This is a genomic window from Viridibacillus sp. d25.2, assembly GCF_055456015.2.
Map to the genome: position 1 here is coordinate 3,286,217 of NZ_CM196652.1, position 16,179 is coordinate 3,302,395.

General features: G+C 36.5%; 18 protein-coding genes. 2 read left to right on the plus strand and 16 right to left on the minus strand.

What is annotated here, in order from left to right:
- Positions 1-108: 108 nt before the first annotated feature.
- From ACZLO7_RS16165 to ACZLO7_RS16195, 7 genes are all read right to left on the minus strand, one after another.
- The gene (locus ACZLO7_RS16165; RefSeq protein WP_464940584.1) at positions 109-1,092 is read right to left on the minus strand and encodes a biotin--[acetyl-CoA-carboxylase] ligase; all 984 of its coding nucleotides are present in this window, start codon (positions 1,090-1,092) and stop codon (positions 109-111) included.
- A gap of 366 nt (positions 1,093-1,458) precedes the next feature.
- On the minus strand, positions 1,459-1,596 hold the full coding sequence (locus tag ACZLO7_RS16170) for a hypothetical protein (RefSeq protein WP_464940585.1): 138 nt from the start codon (positions 1,594-1,596) through the stop codon (positions 1,459-1,461).
- 1,031 nt (positions 1,597-2,627) lie between these two features.
- Positions 2,628-3,818, minus strand: a complete 1,191-nt coding sequence (locus tag ACZLO7_RS16175; RefSeq protein WP_464940586.1) for a CCA tRNA nucleotidyltransferase — start codon at positions 3,816-3,818, stop codon at positions 2,628-2,630.
- Positions 3,805-4,947, minus strand: a complete 1,143-nt coding sequence (gene bshA / locus ACZLO7_RS16180) for an N-acetyl-alpha-D-glucosaminyl L-malate synthase BshA (protein WP_464940587.1) — start codon at positions 4,945-4,947, stop codon at positions 3,805-3,807. The genes ACZLO7_RS16175 and bshA overlap by 14 nt, the downstream gene beginning before the upstream one ends.
- A gap of 102 nt (positions 4,948-5,049) precedes the next feature.
- On the minus strand, positions 5,050-5,454 hold the full coding sequence (gene mgsA / locus ACZLO7_RS16185) for a methylglyoxal synthase (protein ID WP_464940588.1): 405 nt from the start codon (positions 5,452-5,454) through the stop codon (positions 5,050-5,052).
- Between the two features lie 16 nt (positions 5,455-5,470).
- On the minus strand, positions 5,471-6,268 hold the full coding sequence (gene dapB / locus ACZLO7_RS16190; protein ID WP_464940589.1) for a 4-hydroxy-tetrahydrodipicolinate reductase: 798 nt from the start codon (positions 6,266-6,268) through the stop codon (positions 5,471-5,473).
- Positions 6,265-6,603 (minus strand): nucleotide pyrophosphohydrolase, encoded by a 339-nt coding sequence (locus ACZLO7_RS16195; protein WP_464940590.1) that lies wholly within the window; start codon positions 6,601-6,603, stop codon positions 6,265-6,267. The genes dapB and ACZLO7_RS16195 overlap by 4 nt, the downstream gene beginning before the upstream one ends.
- A 242-nt stretch (positions 6,604-6,845) precedes the next feature.
- Between ACZLO7_RS16195 and ACZLO7_RS16200 the strand changes: the two genes are divergently transcribed.
- Together ACZLO7_RS16200 and ACZLO7_RS16205 are read left to right on the plus strand one after the other, a co-directional pair.
- Positions 6,846-7,715, plus strand: a complete 870-nt coding sequence (locus ACZLO7_RS16200) for a YitT family protein (protein WP_464940591.1) — start codon at positions 6,846-6,848, stop codon at positions 7,713-7,715.
- A gap of 207 nt (positions 7,716-7,922) precedes the next feature.
- A protein-coding gene (locus ACZLO7_RS16205; protein ID WP_511261354.1) for an IS3 family transposase occupies positions 7,923-9,067 on the plus strand; the annotation gives its coding sequence in 2 pieces (ribosomal slippage) (positions 7,923-8,196 and positions 8,196-9,067; 1,146 coding nt in all).
- Positions 9,068-9,131: 64 nt separating this feature from the next.
- On the opposite strand, the gene ACZLO7_RS16210 is transcribed toward ACZLO7_RS16205, so the two are convergent.
- The 9 genes from ACZLO7_RS16210 to ACZLO7_RS16250 form a co-directional block, all read right to left on the minus strand.
- The gene (locus tag ACZLO7_RS16210) at positions 9,132-9,902 is read right to left on the minus strand and encodes a C40 family peptidase (RefSeq protein ID WP_464940633.1); all 771 of its coding nucleotides are present in this window, start codon (positions 9,900-9,902) and stop codon (positions 9,132-9,134) included.
- A gap of 286 nt (positions 9,903-10,188) precedes the next feature.
- Entirely contained in the window at positions 10,189-10,863 is a 675-nt protein-coding gene (locus ACZLO7_RS16215; RefSeq protein WP_464940681.1) for a zinc metallopeptidase, read from the minus strand.
- Positions 10,864-10,919: 56 nt separating this feature from the next.
- Positions 10,920-11,522, minus strand: a complete 603-nt coding sequence (gene lhaT / locus ACZLO7_RS16220; protein WP_464940634.1) for a lipoprotein heptaprenylglyceryl N-acetyltransferase LhaT — start codon at positions 11,520-11,522, stop codon at positions 10,920-10,922.
- A gap of 179 nt (positions 11,523-11,701) precedes the next feature.
- A complete protein-coding gene (locus ACZLO7_RS16225) occupies positions 11,702-12,469 on the minus strand; it encodes a c-type cytochrome (RefSeq protein WP_464940635.1) in 768 nt (255 codons plus the stop codon).
- A gap of 41 nt (positions 12,470-12,510) precedes the next feature.
- Positions 12,511-13,185 carry a menaquinol-cytochrome c reductase cytochrome b subunit gene (qcrB, locus tag ACZLO7_RS16230; protein WP_427748505.1) on the minus strand — a complete coding sequence of 225 codons (675 nt, stop codon included), beginning with the start codon at positions 13,183-13,185 and terminating at the stop codon, positions 12,511-12,513.
- Positions 13,186-13,203: 18 nt separating this feature from the next.
- Entirely contained in the window at positions 13,204-13,710 is a 507-nt protein-coding gene (locus ACZLO7_RS16235) for a QcrA and Rieske domain-containing protein (RefSeq protein ID WP_464940636.1), read from the minus strand.
- Positions 13,711-13,865: 155 nt separating this feature from the next.
- On the minus strand, positions 13,866-14,315 hold the full coding sequence (locus ACZLO7_RS16240) for a YpiF family protein (RefSeq protein WP_464940637.1): 450 nt from the start codon (positions 14,313-14,315) through the stop codon (positions 13,866-13,868).
- Positions 14,316-14,362: 47 nt separating this feature from the next.
- On the minus strand, positions 14,363-14,914 hold the full coding sequence (locus ACZLO7_RS16245) for a ReoY family proteolytic degradation factor (RefSeq protein WP_464940638.1): 552 nt from the start codon (positions 14,912-14,914) through the stop codon (positions 14,363-14,365).
- 14 nt (positions 14,915-14,928) lie between these two features.
- Positions 14,929-16,164 (minus strand): tetratricopeptide repeat protein, encoded by a 1,236-nt coding sequence (locus ACZLO7_RS16250; protein ID WP_464940682.1) that lies wholly within the window; start codon positions 16,162-16,164, stop codon positions 14,929-14,931.
- Positions 16,165-16,179 lie beyond the last annotated feature (15 nt).

Genomic DNA, 16,179 nt, shown 5'->3' on the forward strand with positions numbered 1-16,179 from the left:
TCAAGGCGAATCTTTTTAGTTTTAGTTTTTTGTAGCGAGGTACAGTTCAATTAAATTGATACTGTCCTATACTTCAACTATAACAAGTTTATTGATACATTCCAATCTTTATTTCTCAAGTGTAATATCAGCTGAATAGATACCTTTTATCGTGCCATCATCTAATTGCAATTGTAAAACACCGTCATTTGTTATCCCGATAGCTTTTCCTATGAATTCTTCTTGTAATGTTGTGGCACGAATACGATTGCCAATAGTACAAGAGAAGCTTTCCCATTGAGACTTAATTGGTTCAAAACCCTCTTTTACATATTGAGCACTATAAATTTCTAAGTAATAGAGTATTTTTGCGACTAGGATTGCGCGATCTATGTGTTTACCACTAGCTATTTTTAGTGATGTTGCAATGTCTTTTATTTCTTTCTCGAAATCGTTTGGCTGATGATTTACATTTATGCCGATCCCCATAATTATTGCATTTACGCGGTCTGGATCTGCTTGTAATTCTGTTAATATCCCTGTACATTTCTTACCTTTTATCAATAAATCGTTTGGCCATTTAATTTCTGGTTGTACATCTGTTATATCAGCTATCGCCTTAGTTAATGCTACTGCAGCTACTAAAGTTAATTGCGGTGCTTCATAAGGAGCTATCTCCGGGCGGAGGATAACACTCATCCAAATACCTTTGCCTTTTGTTGATTTCCACTCACGCATCATACGGCCTCGGCCAGCTGTCTGCTCTTCACAAATAACAACAGTACCTTCTGGGGCTCCTTCTTGCGCTTTATTATGTGCAATAGCTTGAGTAGAGGTCATTGACTGTTCATATATAATACGATTACCGAAGCTTTTCGTTTCAAGAGCCATTGTAATATTTGCATCATCGACTGTATCAGGCGTTGCTGTTAAAACGTAGCCTCTTTTCTTTACAGTTTCAAAGGAGTACCCTTTTTCTTGAAGTTGCTTCATATGCTTCCATATTGCTGTCCTAGAGATGCCAAATTCATCTGCCAGCTGTTGACCAGAAATTGGTTCACCATTAGCCTCGACTAAGCGCTTTATAATTTCATTTTTTAATGTTGCTTTCATTACTAAACCAATCCTTTATCTGAATGTAGTATCAAAATATAACTTATTGTTTATTTAAAGCTGTTAATCAGATTCAATAGTATCATTATTTATCTCAAAATATGCCTAAACCTTAATCAATCTTAACATTTAGTCACCTTCTGGTCACTCAATAAATATATTCAGACCGTTTATAGAGTGGTCTTTTTATCTCCCCAAAAAACGGTCACAATCCCCTGTATAATTAAATATGAACATTTATAGAAATAAGGGTAGCAAATCAAGGTATTGGCGGCGAAGAATTAGGACGACAAAAATTTGAAGTAAAACAGTAAAGAGGGAAATTGAGCCACTCAATACGAATGGCTATTTTTATACCGCTGTATCTTATGAAAGTACCAATAACAAACTTATTACTCCTGCAACAGGCAATGACGCTATCCACAACCATTCTCCTAACGCTACATCTTCAGGTGCAATATCCTCATCAACGAAACAATAGTAAATACTCAACAAAATCTTCATGTCCATACACCCCTATGGTTTAGATTTCCCAAGCCTCGTTCATTATTGATTTCACTTTGGTACTGCTACTCACACGCTTGATGGCTGTATAAATGACGAATCTAAGCACTCAACCTTCCCATGCTTATACGCACTCATAACACTTAATAGTGTTTTTCTATATTTACTTTCGTGATGCTCTAAAACTATGTTTCTATCAATAGATGCTTTTGCTTTAAAGATTATTCCAGAGAATCTATACAATTCGCTAGATTTGAAAAACGACGATAACACACTTGACGGAGTTGGCAATTTTTCGACAAGGCCTTCTTTGAGCAACTCTTGTTCTTTCAATTCCTTAACAGCCGAACTTGCCGACAAATTTTCTCACGTTTTAAAATTCGTTTAGTCAATTCTAGTACGATTGCTTTGTGAACATAGATTTAAGTATCAAATGCAGTCATACTACCTCACGCTCTCTCATAATTATTGGAACAATCGCAAGAATATTATCTATGATAAAAGTACGTTTAGCTTGTTTCGAAAAGCAATACGCCTGAACCATTCATCAGTCATTTTAATTATTTTCACACGCCTTTTTGTTACTTTTCCACCTTTCGACAAATACTTTAAATCAATAAGTTAATTATGTTGCATGACTCTTATTAGCTGCTCTTTCATAGTTGTTCACTTCTTTCTCACCATCATATAGAACATTCGTTCTCATGTAAAGTGAAAAAGACCAAGCATCCGGATAATCGGTTACTTAGTCTTTTTTTCTTGTTCTACTAAACGATACGGCAATTAAAAGATTTTTTCTCAAATTCCATGTTAATGTTTTGTATCATTGATTTATTGAATGAAAATAAAAACATTAAAAGGTTATTAATGGGTTTTTTTACTTATAGGAAACATTAAACACTTATAGTCATTTGGCCAAAAAAGACAAAGCAAAAACAGGTAACTTATTAGACGACGTTTTATTATTCGGTCGCTTTTTGGTCACCTGTTCGGAATGGGCTTAGAATGCTTATATATAAATGTTTTGAAACCTACTTCGTATACTCATTCAAAAACCACTCCTTTATCTGTTGTCGATCATTAACAAGGTTATTTGATAATATTTCATCGACCATTTTATCAATAACTATTTTTAACCACGGACCACTTTTTTTCCCACTCCACTCAATCAAGTCACGTCCATTGACGACAATTTCAGAGCGAGATTGAATGACTAGTGCATTCTTCTTCCGTGCAATATCGGAACTTTTTAAATCATCGTTCGAATGGTGGAATTTTGTCGCAAAATCATTTGCAATTTCTAATACAGGTAAGTCATATTCAAAATAGTCTTTCGCAGTCCAACCTGTTGTCGTCCGTGTTTGATATGCTTGTAACACTTGTTTCACATAGTTTTTTTCTTTGTTGGAACAATTAAATGTATTTAAAAGTTGGACGGCATTTTCATCTTGTTGTAATAATATTAAAAAGGCCCAGCCATTAACGGGATTACCAAAACTCTCGAAAGTACTCCAATGTTCTGCTTGTTTTGAAATATCCCCCGGTAGATAGTCTACAAGATTCGTTTCGATGACGTAGTGTATCGCTTTATGAGCATTCTTGCTGGTCCATACTTTATCAAACTCTACTTTTATGCGTTCTTTCGCAATAAAACTTATATCTAGTGCTTGTTTACGAATGGCTTTGAAAGTCTCTTCTTCAATTGCAAAGCCAAGCTGTGCACTAAACCGAATAGCACGTAGCATTCGTAGTGCATCCTCACTAAAACGACTACTAGCATTTCCAACAGCTCTAATAATTTCAGCAGATAAATCACTTTGCCCACCATATAAATCTACTATTTCTTTCGAGCCGCGCATCGCCATCGCATTAATTGTAAAATCACGACGTTTTAAATCCTCTTCTAATGAACGTACAAAATGAACTTCGTCAGGTCGACGATGATCTGCATAAGTGCCTTCTGTTCTATATGTTGTGACTTCTACAGGACTAAGAGGATGAATTACTAAAACTGTACCATGAGCGATACCGACATCTGCTGTACGTGAAAATACAGTCTTCACCTCTTCAGGTAAAGCACTCGTAGCAATATCGACATCATTGGCTAGTTGGCCTCGTAAATAATCTCTTACTGCACCTCCAACAATGACCGCTTCATAACCTGCTCTTTCCAAACTTTGTATAATATCAAAAGCGGCTTGCCAATTCTCATCTAACTTCATTTTTCCGTGCCACCTTCTCATAAAGAGCTTCGTATTGCTCCACAATTTTTGAAGAATGGAAGCAATGATTTGCTCTATAAATAGCTGCTTCGCGGAAAACTTTTAGTTTGTATTCGTCTTGTAGTAAATCTATCGCATATGTAGCTGCCTGATTTATATCACCCAACTCCACAATATAACCATTAAGACCATGTTCAATAACTTCTGGAATACCGCCAACATTCGTACCAATACCAGGTACGCCACATGCCATTGCCTCTAATAAAACAAGTCCAAATGATTCCTTTTCGGACATAAGTAGTTTTAGATCACTCATCGCATAAAGCTCAGATAAATTATCTTGTTTACCCAAAAATAAAATATCATTTATAAATGGACATTTTTTTACTTCTTCCATAATACGGTGCTTTTCAGGTCCATCTCCAACAAGTAATAGTTTTGCAGGCATTTTTGCTCTAACTTGAATAAACGTTTTTATAATGTCTGGAATATGTTTTACTTTACGGAAATTCGATACATGAATTAGTACGCGCTCATTGTCTTGTATACCAAATTCCCTCTTTAATCGCGTACCATCTTTAGGTGTATATTCCCTTTCATCAACAAAATTATATATTGTTTCGATTGGTTTATTTGTTTCAATTAGCTCGTATGTTTGACGCTTCAAAGAGTCTGAAACAGCTGTTACTATATTAGATTTTTCAATGCCATAGCGAATTGCACCAGTTAATGATGAATCATAGCCTAATACCGTAATATCAGTACCATGGAGCGTTGTTACTATGCCGACATCCTCTCCAGCCATATCCCGACCTAAAACCGCACATACAGCATGTGGAATAGCATAATGCACATGCAACACATCTAATTTCTCACTTTTTATGACATCTGCCATTTTACTTGCTAGTGCAATATCATACGGAGAATGCTGAAATACGGAATAACTATTAACTTCAACTTCATGATAAAAAATAGTTGGATAAATTTTGTTCAAGCGAAAAGGCATACTAGAAGTGATGAAATGTATTTCATGCCCTTTTTCAGCTAACATCTTACCAAGCTCAGTCGCAATAACACCGGAGCCTCCAACAGTCGGATAACAAGTTATACCTATTTTCATTTTACGCACCCGACCACTTCCTTTCTTACTTATATCTATATTTTCATAATACTTAATTGATGCATTTGCTGGACCCAGCACACTTTTACAGTTAGTTATTAATAAAAGCCCTTAATTTCTTTGTTCTTCTATTAAACGCCAATCAATGAAGCCCTCTTGTAGACCTTTAAGCAATACTTCTGCTGTGCCCATATTAGTCGCTAAAGGAACTTGGTAAACGTCACATAGGCGGATTAAGGCCGTAACATCCGGTTCATGCGGTTGTGCTGTTAATGGATCTCGGAAGAAAATAACCATATCCATATCATTATTGGCAATCATCGCACCAATTTGCTGGTCTCCCCCAACAGGCCCTGAACGGAATCTTGTCACTGATAAACCTGTTTCATCGATAACACGTTGTCCTGTCGTTCCAGTTGCATATAAACTATGCTCGGCTAAAATAGCACGATATGCTGTTACGAATTGGATTAAATCATCCTTTTTTTTATCATGCGCGATTAAAGATATTTTCACAGAGCTCATTCCATTCTTATAAAATATTCTCTAAGCCGTATACTAATTCATCTAGTTCCATAACTTTTTCAATTGAAAACTTCACACCTGACATAAATGAGGTACGGTTAAACGAATCATGACGTAGAGTGAGTAATTGTCCTTCTCCACCAAATAGTACTTGCTGATGAGCTACAAGTCCAGGGAGACGTACGCTATGAATACGTAAGCCTTCAAAATCAGCGCCTCTAGCACCAGGAAGCGTTTCAGTTTCATCTGGATGCCCTTGTTTGTGCCTTCTTCTATTTTCTTGTATTAGCTGCGCCGTTTTAATCGCGGTACCAGAAGGAGCATCTAACTTTCTATCATGATGCATTTCAATAATTTCAACTTCTGGTAAATAGGCAGCCGCCATTTGTGAGAACTTCATCATTAACACGGCACCAATTGCAAAGTTAGGTGCAATAATTGCTCCAAGCTGCAAATTAGCGGATAGTTCAGTCAATTCTTCTAATTGATCATCTGTAAAACCAGTCGTACCTATAACTGGACGCACTCCATATCGAAGTGCTTCTTTCGTGTGTTTATACACAACTTCAGGTGCCGTTAAATCAACAAAAACATCTGGTTTCACCGTTTCAAATAATTCTTCTAAATTTCTATAAACGGGTACACGATAGGAATTAGGGAATTCTGTATAACAATCCAGTGAATTTGCAATTTCTCTATGATCAAGTACTGCTACTAATTCCATATGATCGTTATTCATTACTGTATGTACAGCTTCGGATCCCATTTTACCTCTTGGTCCAGCTATTGCAACACGAATTGTCATTCATTCTCTTCCTTTCTAGTCCAGCGATCCTTGTCCCGCGTTTCAAATTTATGTAAAACTCTGTGTAAAGCTTCAGCCATATTAATATTCTCTGCATTTGCAAAACAGATGAGGACAAATAAAAAGTCTCCAAATTCTTCTTCTAATGATTTGGCTGCTTCTGTAGGCTTTTTCTTTTTCATACCATAAACATTTTGAACTTCTCTTGATAATTCGCCAAGTTCTTCAGTTAAACGTGCTAGTAATTCAAATGGTGGAAAGTAGCCTTCCTTAAACTGCCCTATATAATCATCTACTTGTTTTTGCATTTGTTCCATTGTTACTTGCTTACTCATCTATAACACTCTCCTCTTGTTCATCGTAATCAATAATACTTGTTGTTGTCAAAATGTCGAAAATACATGATAATATATTTTTACAAAGGAAAATATGTAAAGTCTTCCATAAAGATTCACAAGAGCGCTTGTCAATGACCTCTCTTTATTGTAAATCAAATAGTTTACGGATTGGCTACTTATCATTTTTTCTCACAGTCCTTTTTATTATACATTCTACTAACCAAAAATGAGGTGAAAAAATGATGCCAAATATTAAATTTAAAAATGTACTGTTTATTATTCTCGGTGCAGCTATCTTCAGTTTCGGATTTATTCATTTTAACGTTCAAAACGAACTAGGAGAAGGCGGCGTTACAGGAATTACGTTAATTCTGTACTTCGTTTTCAAATGGGATCCCGCACTGATGAACTTAGTACTGAATGTGCCGATGTTTATACTCGGTTGGAAACTACTTGGGCGGAAAATGTTTATTTATACAATAATTGGAACAGTTTCTGTCTCTGTATTTATGAAAATATTCCAATTTTATCAAGTCGATATTGGATTGAAGGACGATATGTTCTTAGTTGCATTATTCGCAGGTGTACTCCTAGGTGCAGGGCTCGGTATTATTTTCCGGTATGGTGGTACTACTGGAGGCGTCGATATTATTGTACGTCTAGTTAATAAATATATCGGATGGCCAATGGGAAAGACAATGTTCATGTTTGATGCTGTCGTTATTGTTATATCATGGACAACTTTCCTTAATTCACGCTCAATGATGTATACGCTCGTCGCTGTTTTCGTGAGTGCACGAGTAATCGACTTCGTCCAAGATGGTGCGTATGCTGCACGAGGAGCAATTATTATTTCCGATAAACAAGATGAAATTGCCAACCGTATTACTAAACAAATGTCACGCGGAGTCACTATTTTAAAAGGTTACGGACATTACACAAAAGAAGATCGAGAAGTTATTTATTGTGTTGTTGCAAAAAATGAATTATTTAGGTTGAAAAGTATTATACAATCCGTTGATCCACATGCATTTGTTTCTGTTTCTGAAGTACATGATGTTATTGGAGAAGGTTTTACATTAGATGATAAGAAACAACCAATCGATTGATTAATTTTTCAAAAGCAGATAGAACGACCCTATCTGCTTTTGCTTAAAGGATTTTAAATATTGGGTTTACATTTTAGGAATGAAAAAAGCCCTCAACAATGGAATATCTCCACTGCACTGACCTAAAAATATGAGACAAATAAAAACACCTTTCGTTGAAAAAATGGGTATCCTACCTTTAAAAACCAACGCGGAGGTGTTTTTTCTATGGGGACAAGAGTCAGTTATCCAGTAGAAATTAAAATGAAGGCAATTGAGATGAGATTAGCTGGGATTCCTGTAAAGCAAGTATTAGAAGAGTTGAATATTCGTAATCACAGTCAATTAAAAACATGGTTGAAATGGTATCGAAATGGCGAATTACATCGGCTTGAACAGCCAGTGGGTAAACAATATACCTTCGGTAAAGGACCTGAATATGGAAGTGAAACCGCAAAGTTACAAGCTGAAAATCGTTATCTAAAACAACAGATTGAAGTATTAAAAAAGTACACAGAGTTGGAGAGGAAGTGGTCTCAAGAGTCGTAGTTCAATTAGTGGAGGAGTTAAAAGGAAGTATGTCAATTGGTGAAATCTGTCTTCATTTAGGAGTTGGCCGTTCGTCTTACTATCGTTGGAAAGCAAAAGTTCATACGCAAACACCAAAGGAGCTTAGAGACCAACAAATTGGTAACTTGTGCAAGCTACACAAATTTAGATACGGTTATCGAAAAATCACAAAATCATTAATAGGTATTAGTGAGAAAACGGTGCAACGTGTGATGCAAAAATATAACTGGCAGTGCCGTGTAAAAGTAAAGAAACGTAAACGTACGGGCCAACCAGCTTACATCGCTCCAAATTTATTAGCTCGCGATTTTAGTGCAACAAAACCATTAGAGAAGCTCGTAACAGATATTACCTACTTGCCTTTTGGACAAACCATGATGTATCTTTCAAGTATATTAGATCTGTTTAATGGCGAGATTATTGCACAAACCATTGGGTCTAAGCAAGATACAGCCTTTGTTTTAGATACGCTCAATCAATTACCTAATTTACCAGAGGGCTGCATTCTGCATAGTGATCAAGGATCTGTATATACATCTTATGTATATCAAAAAACAATCAAAGAAAAGGGAATTACCATGAGCATGTCTTGTAAAGGCACGCCCGTTGATAATTCCCCAATCGAAACGTTTCACTCCTCGCTAAAGTCTGAAACGTTCTACCTCGACGAAATTTACCGCACGACAAATGCACGCGTAATAAATATGGTCGAAGAATACATTTATTATTATAACAATATCCGGATTAAAACGAAATTAAACAGCCAGTCGCCGGTACAATACCGTCAACTGGCTGCAAAATAAGGTGTTTTCTTATTGTCTCAAAAACGATACTCAGTGCCCCACTGTTGAGGGCTTTAACTTTATTTTAACGGAAAGTACCATAACTTATGATACGTGGACCCCAATAACTACCACTTGCAATACTTTGATATTGAACTTTATCACCTGCAGCATGTAGAACTTGACCGTTACCCGCATATAATCCTACGTGTGTAATATAATCGCCACCAGGATTTGCAGAGAAGAAGACTAAATCTCCTACATGTGGGTTACTTGTAAACGTTGCTGCTGCACGTTGCGCACGGCTGTTGCGAGGAATTGTACCTTGTCCAGCTAGTTTATAAGCATATTGAGTGAAACCACTGCAATCGAATCCTGAAGGTGAAGTACCACCCCATACATATGGTACGCCTAAGTATTTTCTACCAGCATCAATAATAGCTGATGCAGTTGCACTATTTGAAACTTTACTTACTTTTTTATATTTTTTTAAATATGCTGAAGACATCCAACCTGTTTTGCCATTATATGAAACTTTATACCAAGTTGTGCCGTTTACTTTTTTCTTATAAGATGCTTTTACGACAGCACCTTTTTTAGTAGTTAATAGTACTTTTGAAGTTGTATTTGCGCTTAAGCGCATATTCAATGCTGCTGTTGTTTTGTATTTACCACTAATTTTAGTAGCTTTTGAACTAGCAACCATTGTGATTGCAGTTGATGTATGTACTTCTTTTGAAGTTGTTAATGATTCTGCTGAAGCTGTATTTTGATGACCATTTGTCAGTCCTGTAAATGAAATCGTTAAAGCTAATGTACCTGCTGTAATTGCTGTAAATAGATTTTTCTTTTTCATTGATTTAAACTCTCCAATATTTATTCAAACTATTATTAGTTGATTTATTTTTGTAATTTAGTAATTGTTTTTTTCTACAAGACTTACTTTACAGAAATCCTTTGTAATAAACAACGCTATTTCAATTACAGATATATTACAGTTTGAATACAAAAAACAGAGTTTTATATCATTTTTTTGATTTTTTCTATTTTTTAACTCATATTTTCCCATTTTTGTACCAAAAAAAGGCCCTTGACTGATTTCCCAGTCAAGGACCTTCCATATTATACTAGTACAGTTACATTTAGTCTTCGTTATTCATTCCAGTATAAATTAAAACTAATCGTAGTAATTCCATTACAGCAGTTGCTGCCGCTGCAACATAAGTTAATGCCGCTGCACTTAAAACTTTCCTCGCATATGGCTCTTCTTCGTTACGAATAATACCATGCTCAACAATCTGGTTCATCGCACGCTTTGAAGCATCAAATTCGACTGGTAATGTAACTAGTTGGAATACAACACCTGCTGCAAGTAAAACGATACCTACTAGTAACAAAGGCTTAATAGTTGCAATCATACCAATCATAATGAAAATCCAAGATGCATTTGACGAAATATTCGCTACAGGAACTAATTGAGAGCGTAATGTTAAAAATGAATACGCTTCTTTATGTTGAATTGCGTGTCCGCATTCATGGGCAGCAACAGCAGTACCTGCTACAGATGCTTCATGGTAGTTATGAGTAGATAAAGCAACTGTTTTTGTTGCTGGATTGTAGTGATCAGTTAAAAAACCTTGTTGCTCTACTACGCGGACGTTACTTAACCCGTTCTGATCTAAGATTAATCTTGCAACTTCTGCACCTGTCATACCTGAAGTTGATCGAACTTGTGAGTACCGTTTATACGTTCTTTTTACTTTCATTTGAGCGTAAATCGGTAATAGTAATAATACGATAAAATATACGATATACATCGTAGTTGTCAAACTAACCATCCTCCTAATACTAGCTTACTATTATTTTAAGGTGTCTAAGTCCTTTGAGCAAATGAAAAGCTTTTTTTCGCTGTCCAAAATGCTATAGATATACAACAAATCGACAACCAAAATGTGAAGTAACCAATAGTTTGCACATAATCCGACAACATATGATAAATTGGCATCTGACCAAAAACATAATCAATCACATCATTATGCAAAGTCCAAATCGCTGCAATCCATACATGGATAAAAGTGAAGCGGTACGCAGGTAAATATAGTATCCCTTGAACAGCCATCATGAAATGCGAGAAGACTAACATCCAGCCCATCCAGCCAATTGAACCATCTTCAATAAGTGCCCAAATGTTCATCACAACAGCCCACAGACCATACTTGACAAGCGTTATTAAAGCGAGTGCCTCGATTAATTTCCAATGTCGTCCAAGCAACCAGCCGACAATTGCTATACTAAAAAAGAGGCTTGCAGTAGGACTATCTGGCACAAAAATAAGAAATATTGGTTTTGTCATTTCTAATTGCCAGCCATACCAATCATAGCCCCAAATTGTACCGACCACATTGACTATTAATAAAAGCCATAAAAACGAACGATGTGTTAGTATCACCCAACATTTCGAGATAATTGAAGGCATATTATTACTCCCTTTTTTTAATGAAATATGTATTCTTTAGTATTTGTAAGTAAAATAATTTCATTCACCTACATATTATTGGTCCAGTCCCTCAATGCAAACGGATTTCATTTAGTGTATCAAGGAACTTAATAATAAAAAAAGAGCCAGTTTCCTGACTCTTTTAATAAATATAAATACTATTCAGCTTTTAAGCTTGCAATAAACTCAGCAAGTTTTTTTAGATCTTCATCAGAGCCATTATATTGCTTTGGAGGCATACCGCCGATACCATCATGAGCAATTTTAGTTACTTCATCAGCAGTTAATCCAGTGTTCATTAATGTTGGGCCTGCACCACCCTCAAGGTTTTCACCATGACAGTTGATACAAGATTGACCAGCATAAACTTTATAACCATCAGACTCTTTATCGAATTCGACTGTTTTAACAATCGCACCTTGTTTTTTAGCAGCTTCCCAGTCATGGTTAACTACTGATTCCCAAGTTAAGAAAATCATAGAAGCAAGTGCTAATAACATAAACGCTACTGGAAGTGGGCGTTTCATTGGGCGACGTTCTGGTCCTCTATCTAGGAATGGCGCTAACATAAGTGCACCAAAAGCAATTGCTGGTACAACGATAGCTCCAATCACGTTATATGGACCTGAAGCATATTCATATTTTAATAATTGATATAAGAATAAGAAATACCAGTCCGGCATTGGTACATAACCTGCATTTGTCGGATCAGCCTGCGCCTCAAGTGGAGACGGGTGAGCGACAGTCAAGATTAAATAACCAATAAGGAATACAGCACCAACCATCCATTCTTTTAATAAGAAATCTGGCCAGAATGGTTCTGTTTTACCTGGATACTCGGAATAGTCTGGCGGAGTTTTTGTTCTGTTTGCCTTATACGGCACACGAGAATCTCCTACGAATTTCATTCCTTTTCCGCGATGCATTGTGTCCCCTCCTTTAGGAAGTATTCAAATTCATTGTAAAATTACAATGGACCTGAAATACCTTGTCTGCGAATCATTACAAAGTGTGCTGCAAGCAACCCAAGCAAAGCAGCTGGTAAGAAGAATACATGAATCGCAAAGAATCTTGTTAATGTTTGTGCACCGAGGATTGTAGAATCTCCGGCAAGTAATACTTTAATTGCTTCACCAATAAATGGTACTGAAGCAGCGATTTGAATACCTACTTTTGTTGCGAATAAAGCTTTCATATCCCACGGAAGTAAGTAACCTGTAAAGCCAAGACCTAACATTACTGCGAAAATTAGAACCCCAACGATCCAGTTAAGTTCACGTGGTTTTTTGTATGAACCTGTGAAGAATACACGTAATGTATGAAGGAACATCATGACAATTACGAGTGAAGCTCCCCAGTGATGCATACCACGCACAATTTCACCGAATGCTACTTCATTTTGAAGGTAGTAAACAGATTTCCATGCATTTTCAATATCCGGAACATAGTACATAGTTAAGAACATACCTGAAAGGATTTGAATAACCGTAACGAAGAACGTTAAGCCCCCGAAACAATATACGAATGCAGAAAAATGATGTGCAGGGTTAACGTGCTCTGGAACTTCATGGTCAGCTATATCGCGCCAAATTGGTGTGATATCTAAGCGTTCATCTACCCAATCATAGATTTTATTTAGCACTTGTGTCGTACCCCCTTACTATTTAACTAACGTATTTGGTCTTGTTTTACCGATCATTAACAGACCGTCTTTTTCTTTTACTTCGTACTCATCTAACGGCCCAAGAGGTGGTGTACCTTTGATGTTATCACCATTTTTCTCATATCGGCCAGCGTGACAAGGGCAGAAGAATTGGTTTTTGTGTGCTGGGTCACCTTCCCAGTTTACAGTACAGCCTAAATGCTTACATACAGGTGAAAGTGCGATAATTTCGTCGCCTTCTTTGTAAACCCACGCTGTATTTGTAACATCAGATTTGTACCAAGCGTCAACTTGTTCAAACGTGAAGTCAACTTTTACAGGTGTTTTTGATAACTCAGAGACTTTTTGTTTTGTTGGTATAAAATCTCCACCGGCTTTTTTCTGTAATACCGGATCAACTGCAAAACGAACCATTGGCATTAACATTCCAGCAGCCATGAAGCCACCAACACCTGTTAATGTGTAGTTTAGAAATTGACGTCTTGTTACACGATTGTTACTCATACTTTTCCCCCCTCTAACTTTAAAGGTAAGTCCAACGGACAAACTTATACAAAATAGTAATACTAGGACATATCTATGATATATCAATCAAAATGGAAGGTCAATAACGCATTCGACACTTTTGTCATGATTTGTGAACATTTCATGAAAGAAAATTACAGCTCAGCCCATTTAGCTGATAGCATTGGGACAACTTGTCGAATTTGATCACTTAGTACTGACTGTTTTACTGATTGATCCATATCACCAAGTGGTATAGATGGTAGCCACAATACAGATAGCTCAGGCACTTCCCTTGTCCAACTATGATCTGATGTCATATAAAAGATATATTTAAAACCTGCCAATTTTAATTCTTGGTCTATTGATTGAATATAGTCTTTCTTTAACATGCTATTTGTATACGTAAATGGTGGCATTACCATAACTCGTCCTTTAAATTGCTGTTCAACAAAACCTGTTAACGACATTAAAAACTCTGCAGCCGATGCGCTTTGCTTCATTCCTGTTGGCGAACCATCAATAACTGCTAATGGAACGATAGCTGTATCTATAAATTCCTTTTGTGCTGAGAATACTTCTACATCTTTGCCAATCCAAAACATTTTTATTTCCCCCCGAGAAAAAACTTCATCTAAACGATGAAGTTTTTTCATTCATTCACATTTTTTAAGACATTAAGTAATGCAGATAATTCATAAAACTTCTCTTTATCATTATTATCTAACGCTTCATCTATTTGCTTTAAAATTGTTTCTTCCCTAAAAGACTTCATGCTATCGTTTAATATTTCCTCTGCTAACATGCGATCCTTTTCACTAATGTGCAAATACTTCGGCATATGAGGGTTCTCTTCAAGAACCGCTAAGTATTCGCTACTTGGTGGTAATTTAGGAAAGTTAAGTTGAATATACATTTCTTCGTCTGGGTGCATCCTCAGATCGTGGAAAGATTTCTCTGCGTCTGCTGTCATAATATTTCCTTTATAAAATCGAAATGGAATACCAGATGATTCAGTCGTTGACATGACCATTGCTCGTGGACAATAATGTGCTTCCTCAACAAAGTGGACATGCTCTAGTAATTCATCATGGCCAAGTAAATAATTTAAAATCCATACACATTCACGTCGCTTTAATTGATAACGTTTTAAAAACCAATGTACGAAAACCTTTTTATCCATCACAGAAACGGAAGCGGTCATACCGATTCCCCCTCTCACTCAAAAGTTTGTAAGAGATCCAACCAAGTCGGCTCATCAGGTTGTAGTGCTACTAATCGTTTTACGACTTCGTGGGCTTCCCCACGTTTGCCATCCTCGATTAAGAAATACGCGTACTTTTCTAAAAATGCTGGATCTTCCTTATGGTCATTATATGCCAAAGTATAAAATTCGTATGCACGATTATAATCTTCTAGGCGGTCATAAGATTGTGCAGCAAAAGCAGATAATGTAGACCAGTCAAAATCATCATTACGTAATGTTTCGATTAATTCAACCACCTCTTCATCACGTTCATCTTGTGCCAACAGTGAAACGAGCGTTAAAATAGCTTCCATATATTCACCATCAAGCGCAACCGCTTCACGTAAGTATTGTTCAGCCTCTTTTGGCAGACTGTTTTTTAAAGCCATCTTACCGGCAAATAAATATAATTCTTTATCATATTCATCACGTTTAATGCCCTCTTGGATTATTTCTAAAGCTTTTTTATTTTCTTCTTGCATTGCATAACTCTCTGCTAATAATAAATAAGCCGCAAAATAATCTGGGTCTACTTCTTTTAACTCTTCTAAATGTTTAATTGCGGTTTCATACATTTGTGTTTGAAATGCCGAATAAGCTGCTCCAAATAATAAATCAGGAGCAACATGATATTCAAGGGCTTTCAAATAATATGTTAAAGCCTCTTCAAATGCTGCACCCGTACGATGTACTTCTGCAAGACGTTCGACTAAACGGATCCCTGCAATCTCTTCTTGTTCCTCGTATAGCTCACCATAAAGACGTGCCGCTTCTGCTAAACGACCTAGCTCTAAAAGAAGCTCTGCTTTCGCAAAACGCAATAAAGGTTCTGTAGGCAATAATTCTAACGCCTCGTTAATACGTTGCTCAGCGACCTCGTATAGTCCTTGCATTTGATAATAATCCGCCAATGCTAATAAAACTTGTGGATATTCAGGTTCATCCGGACGTACAGACATAAACATTTCTAATGCCTCGTCCTCGTTTCCAATATCCATTAGCAATACAGCTCGATCAATTTTTAATTGTGTCTCTTCAGGGAACAAAAATTGTAAATGCTCAAATAATTGGTCTGCTTCAGCTAAAAAGCCATAGTTCACTAATAGCTCTGCAATCTCATATTGTACATTTGGGTCGGCTTGAATTTTAAGCTGTTCCATTAAATCTTGTATACCTTCTAGATTTCCTTGCTCAATTACTTCTATCATTTTGTTTTGAATATC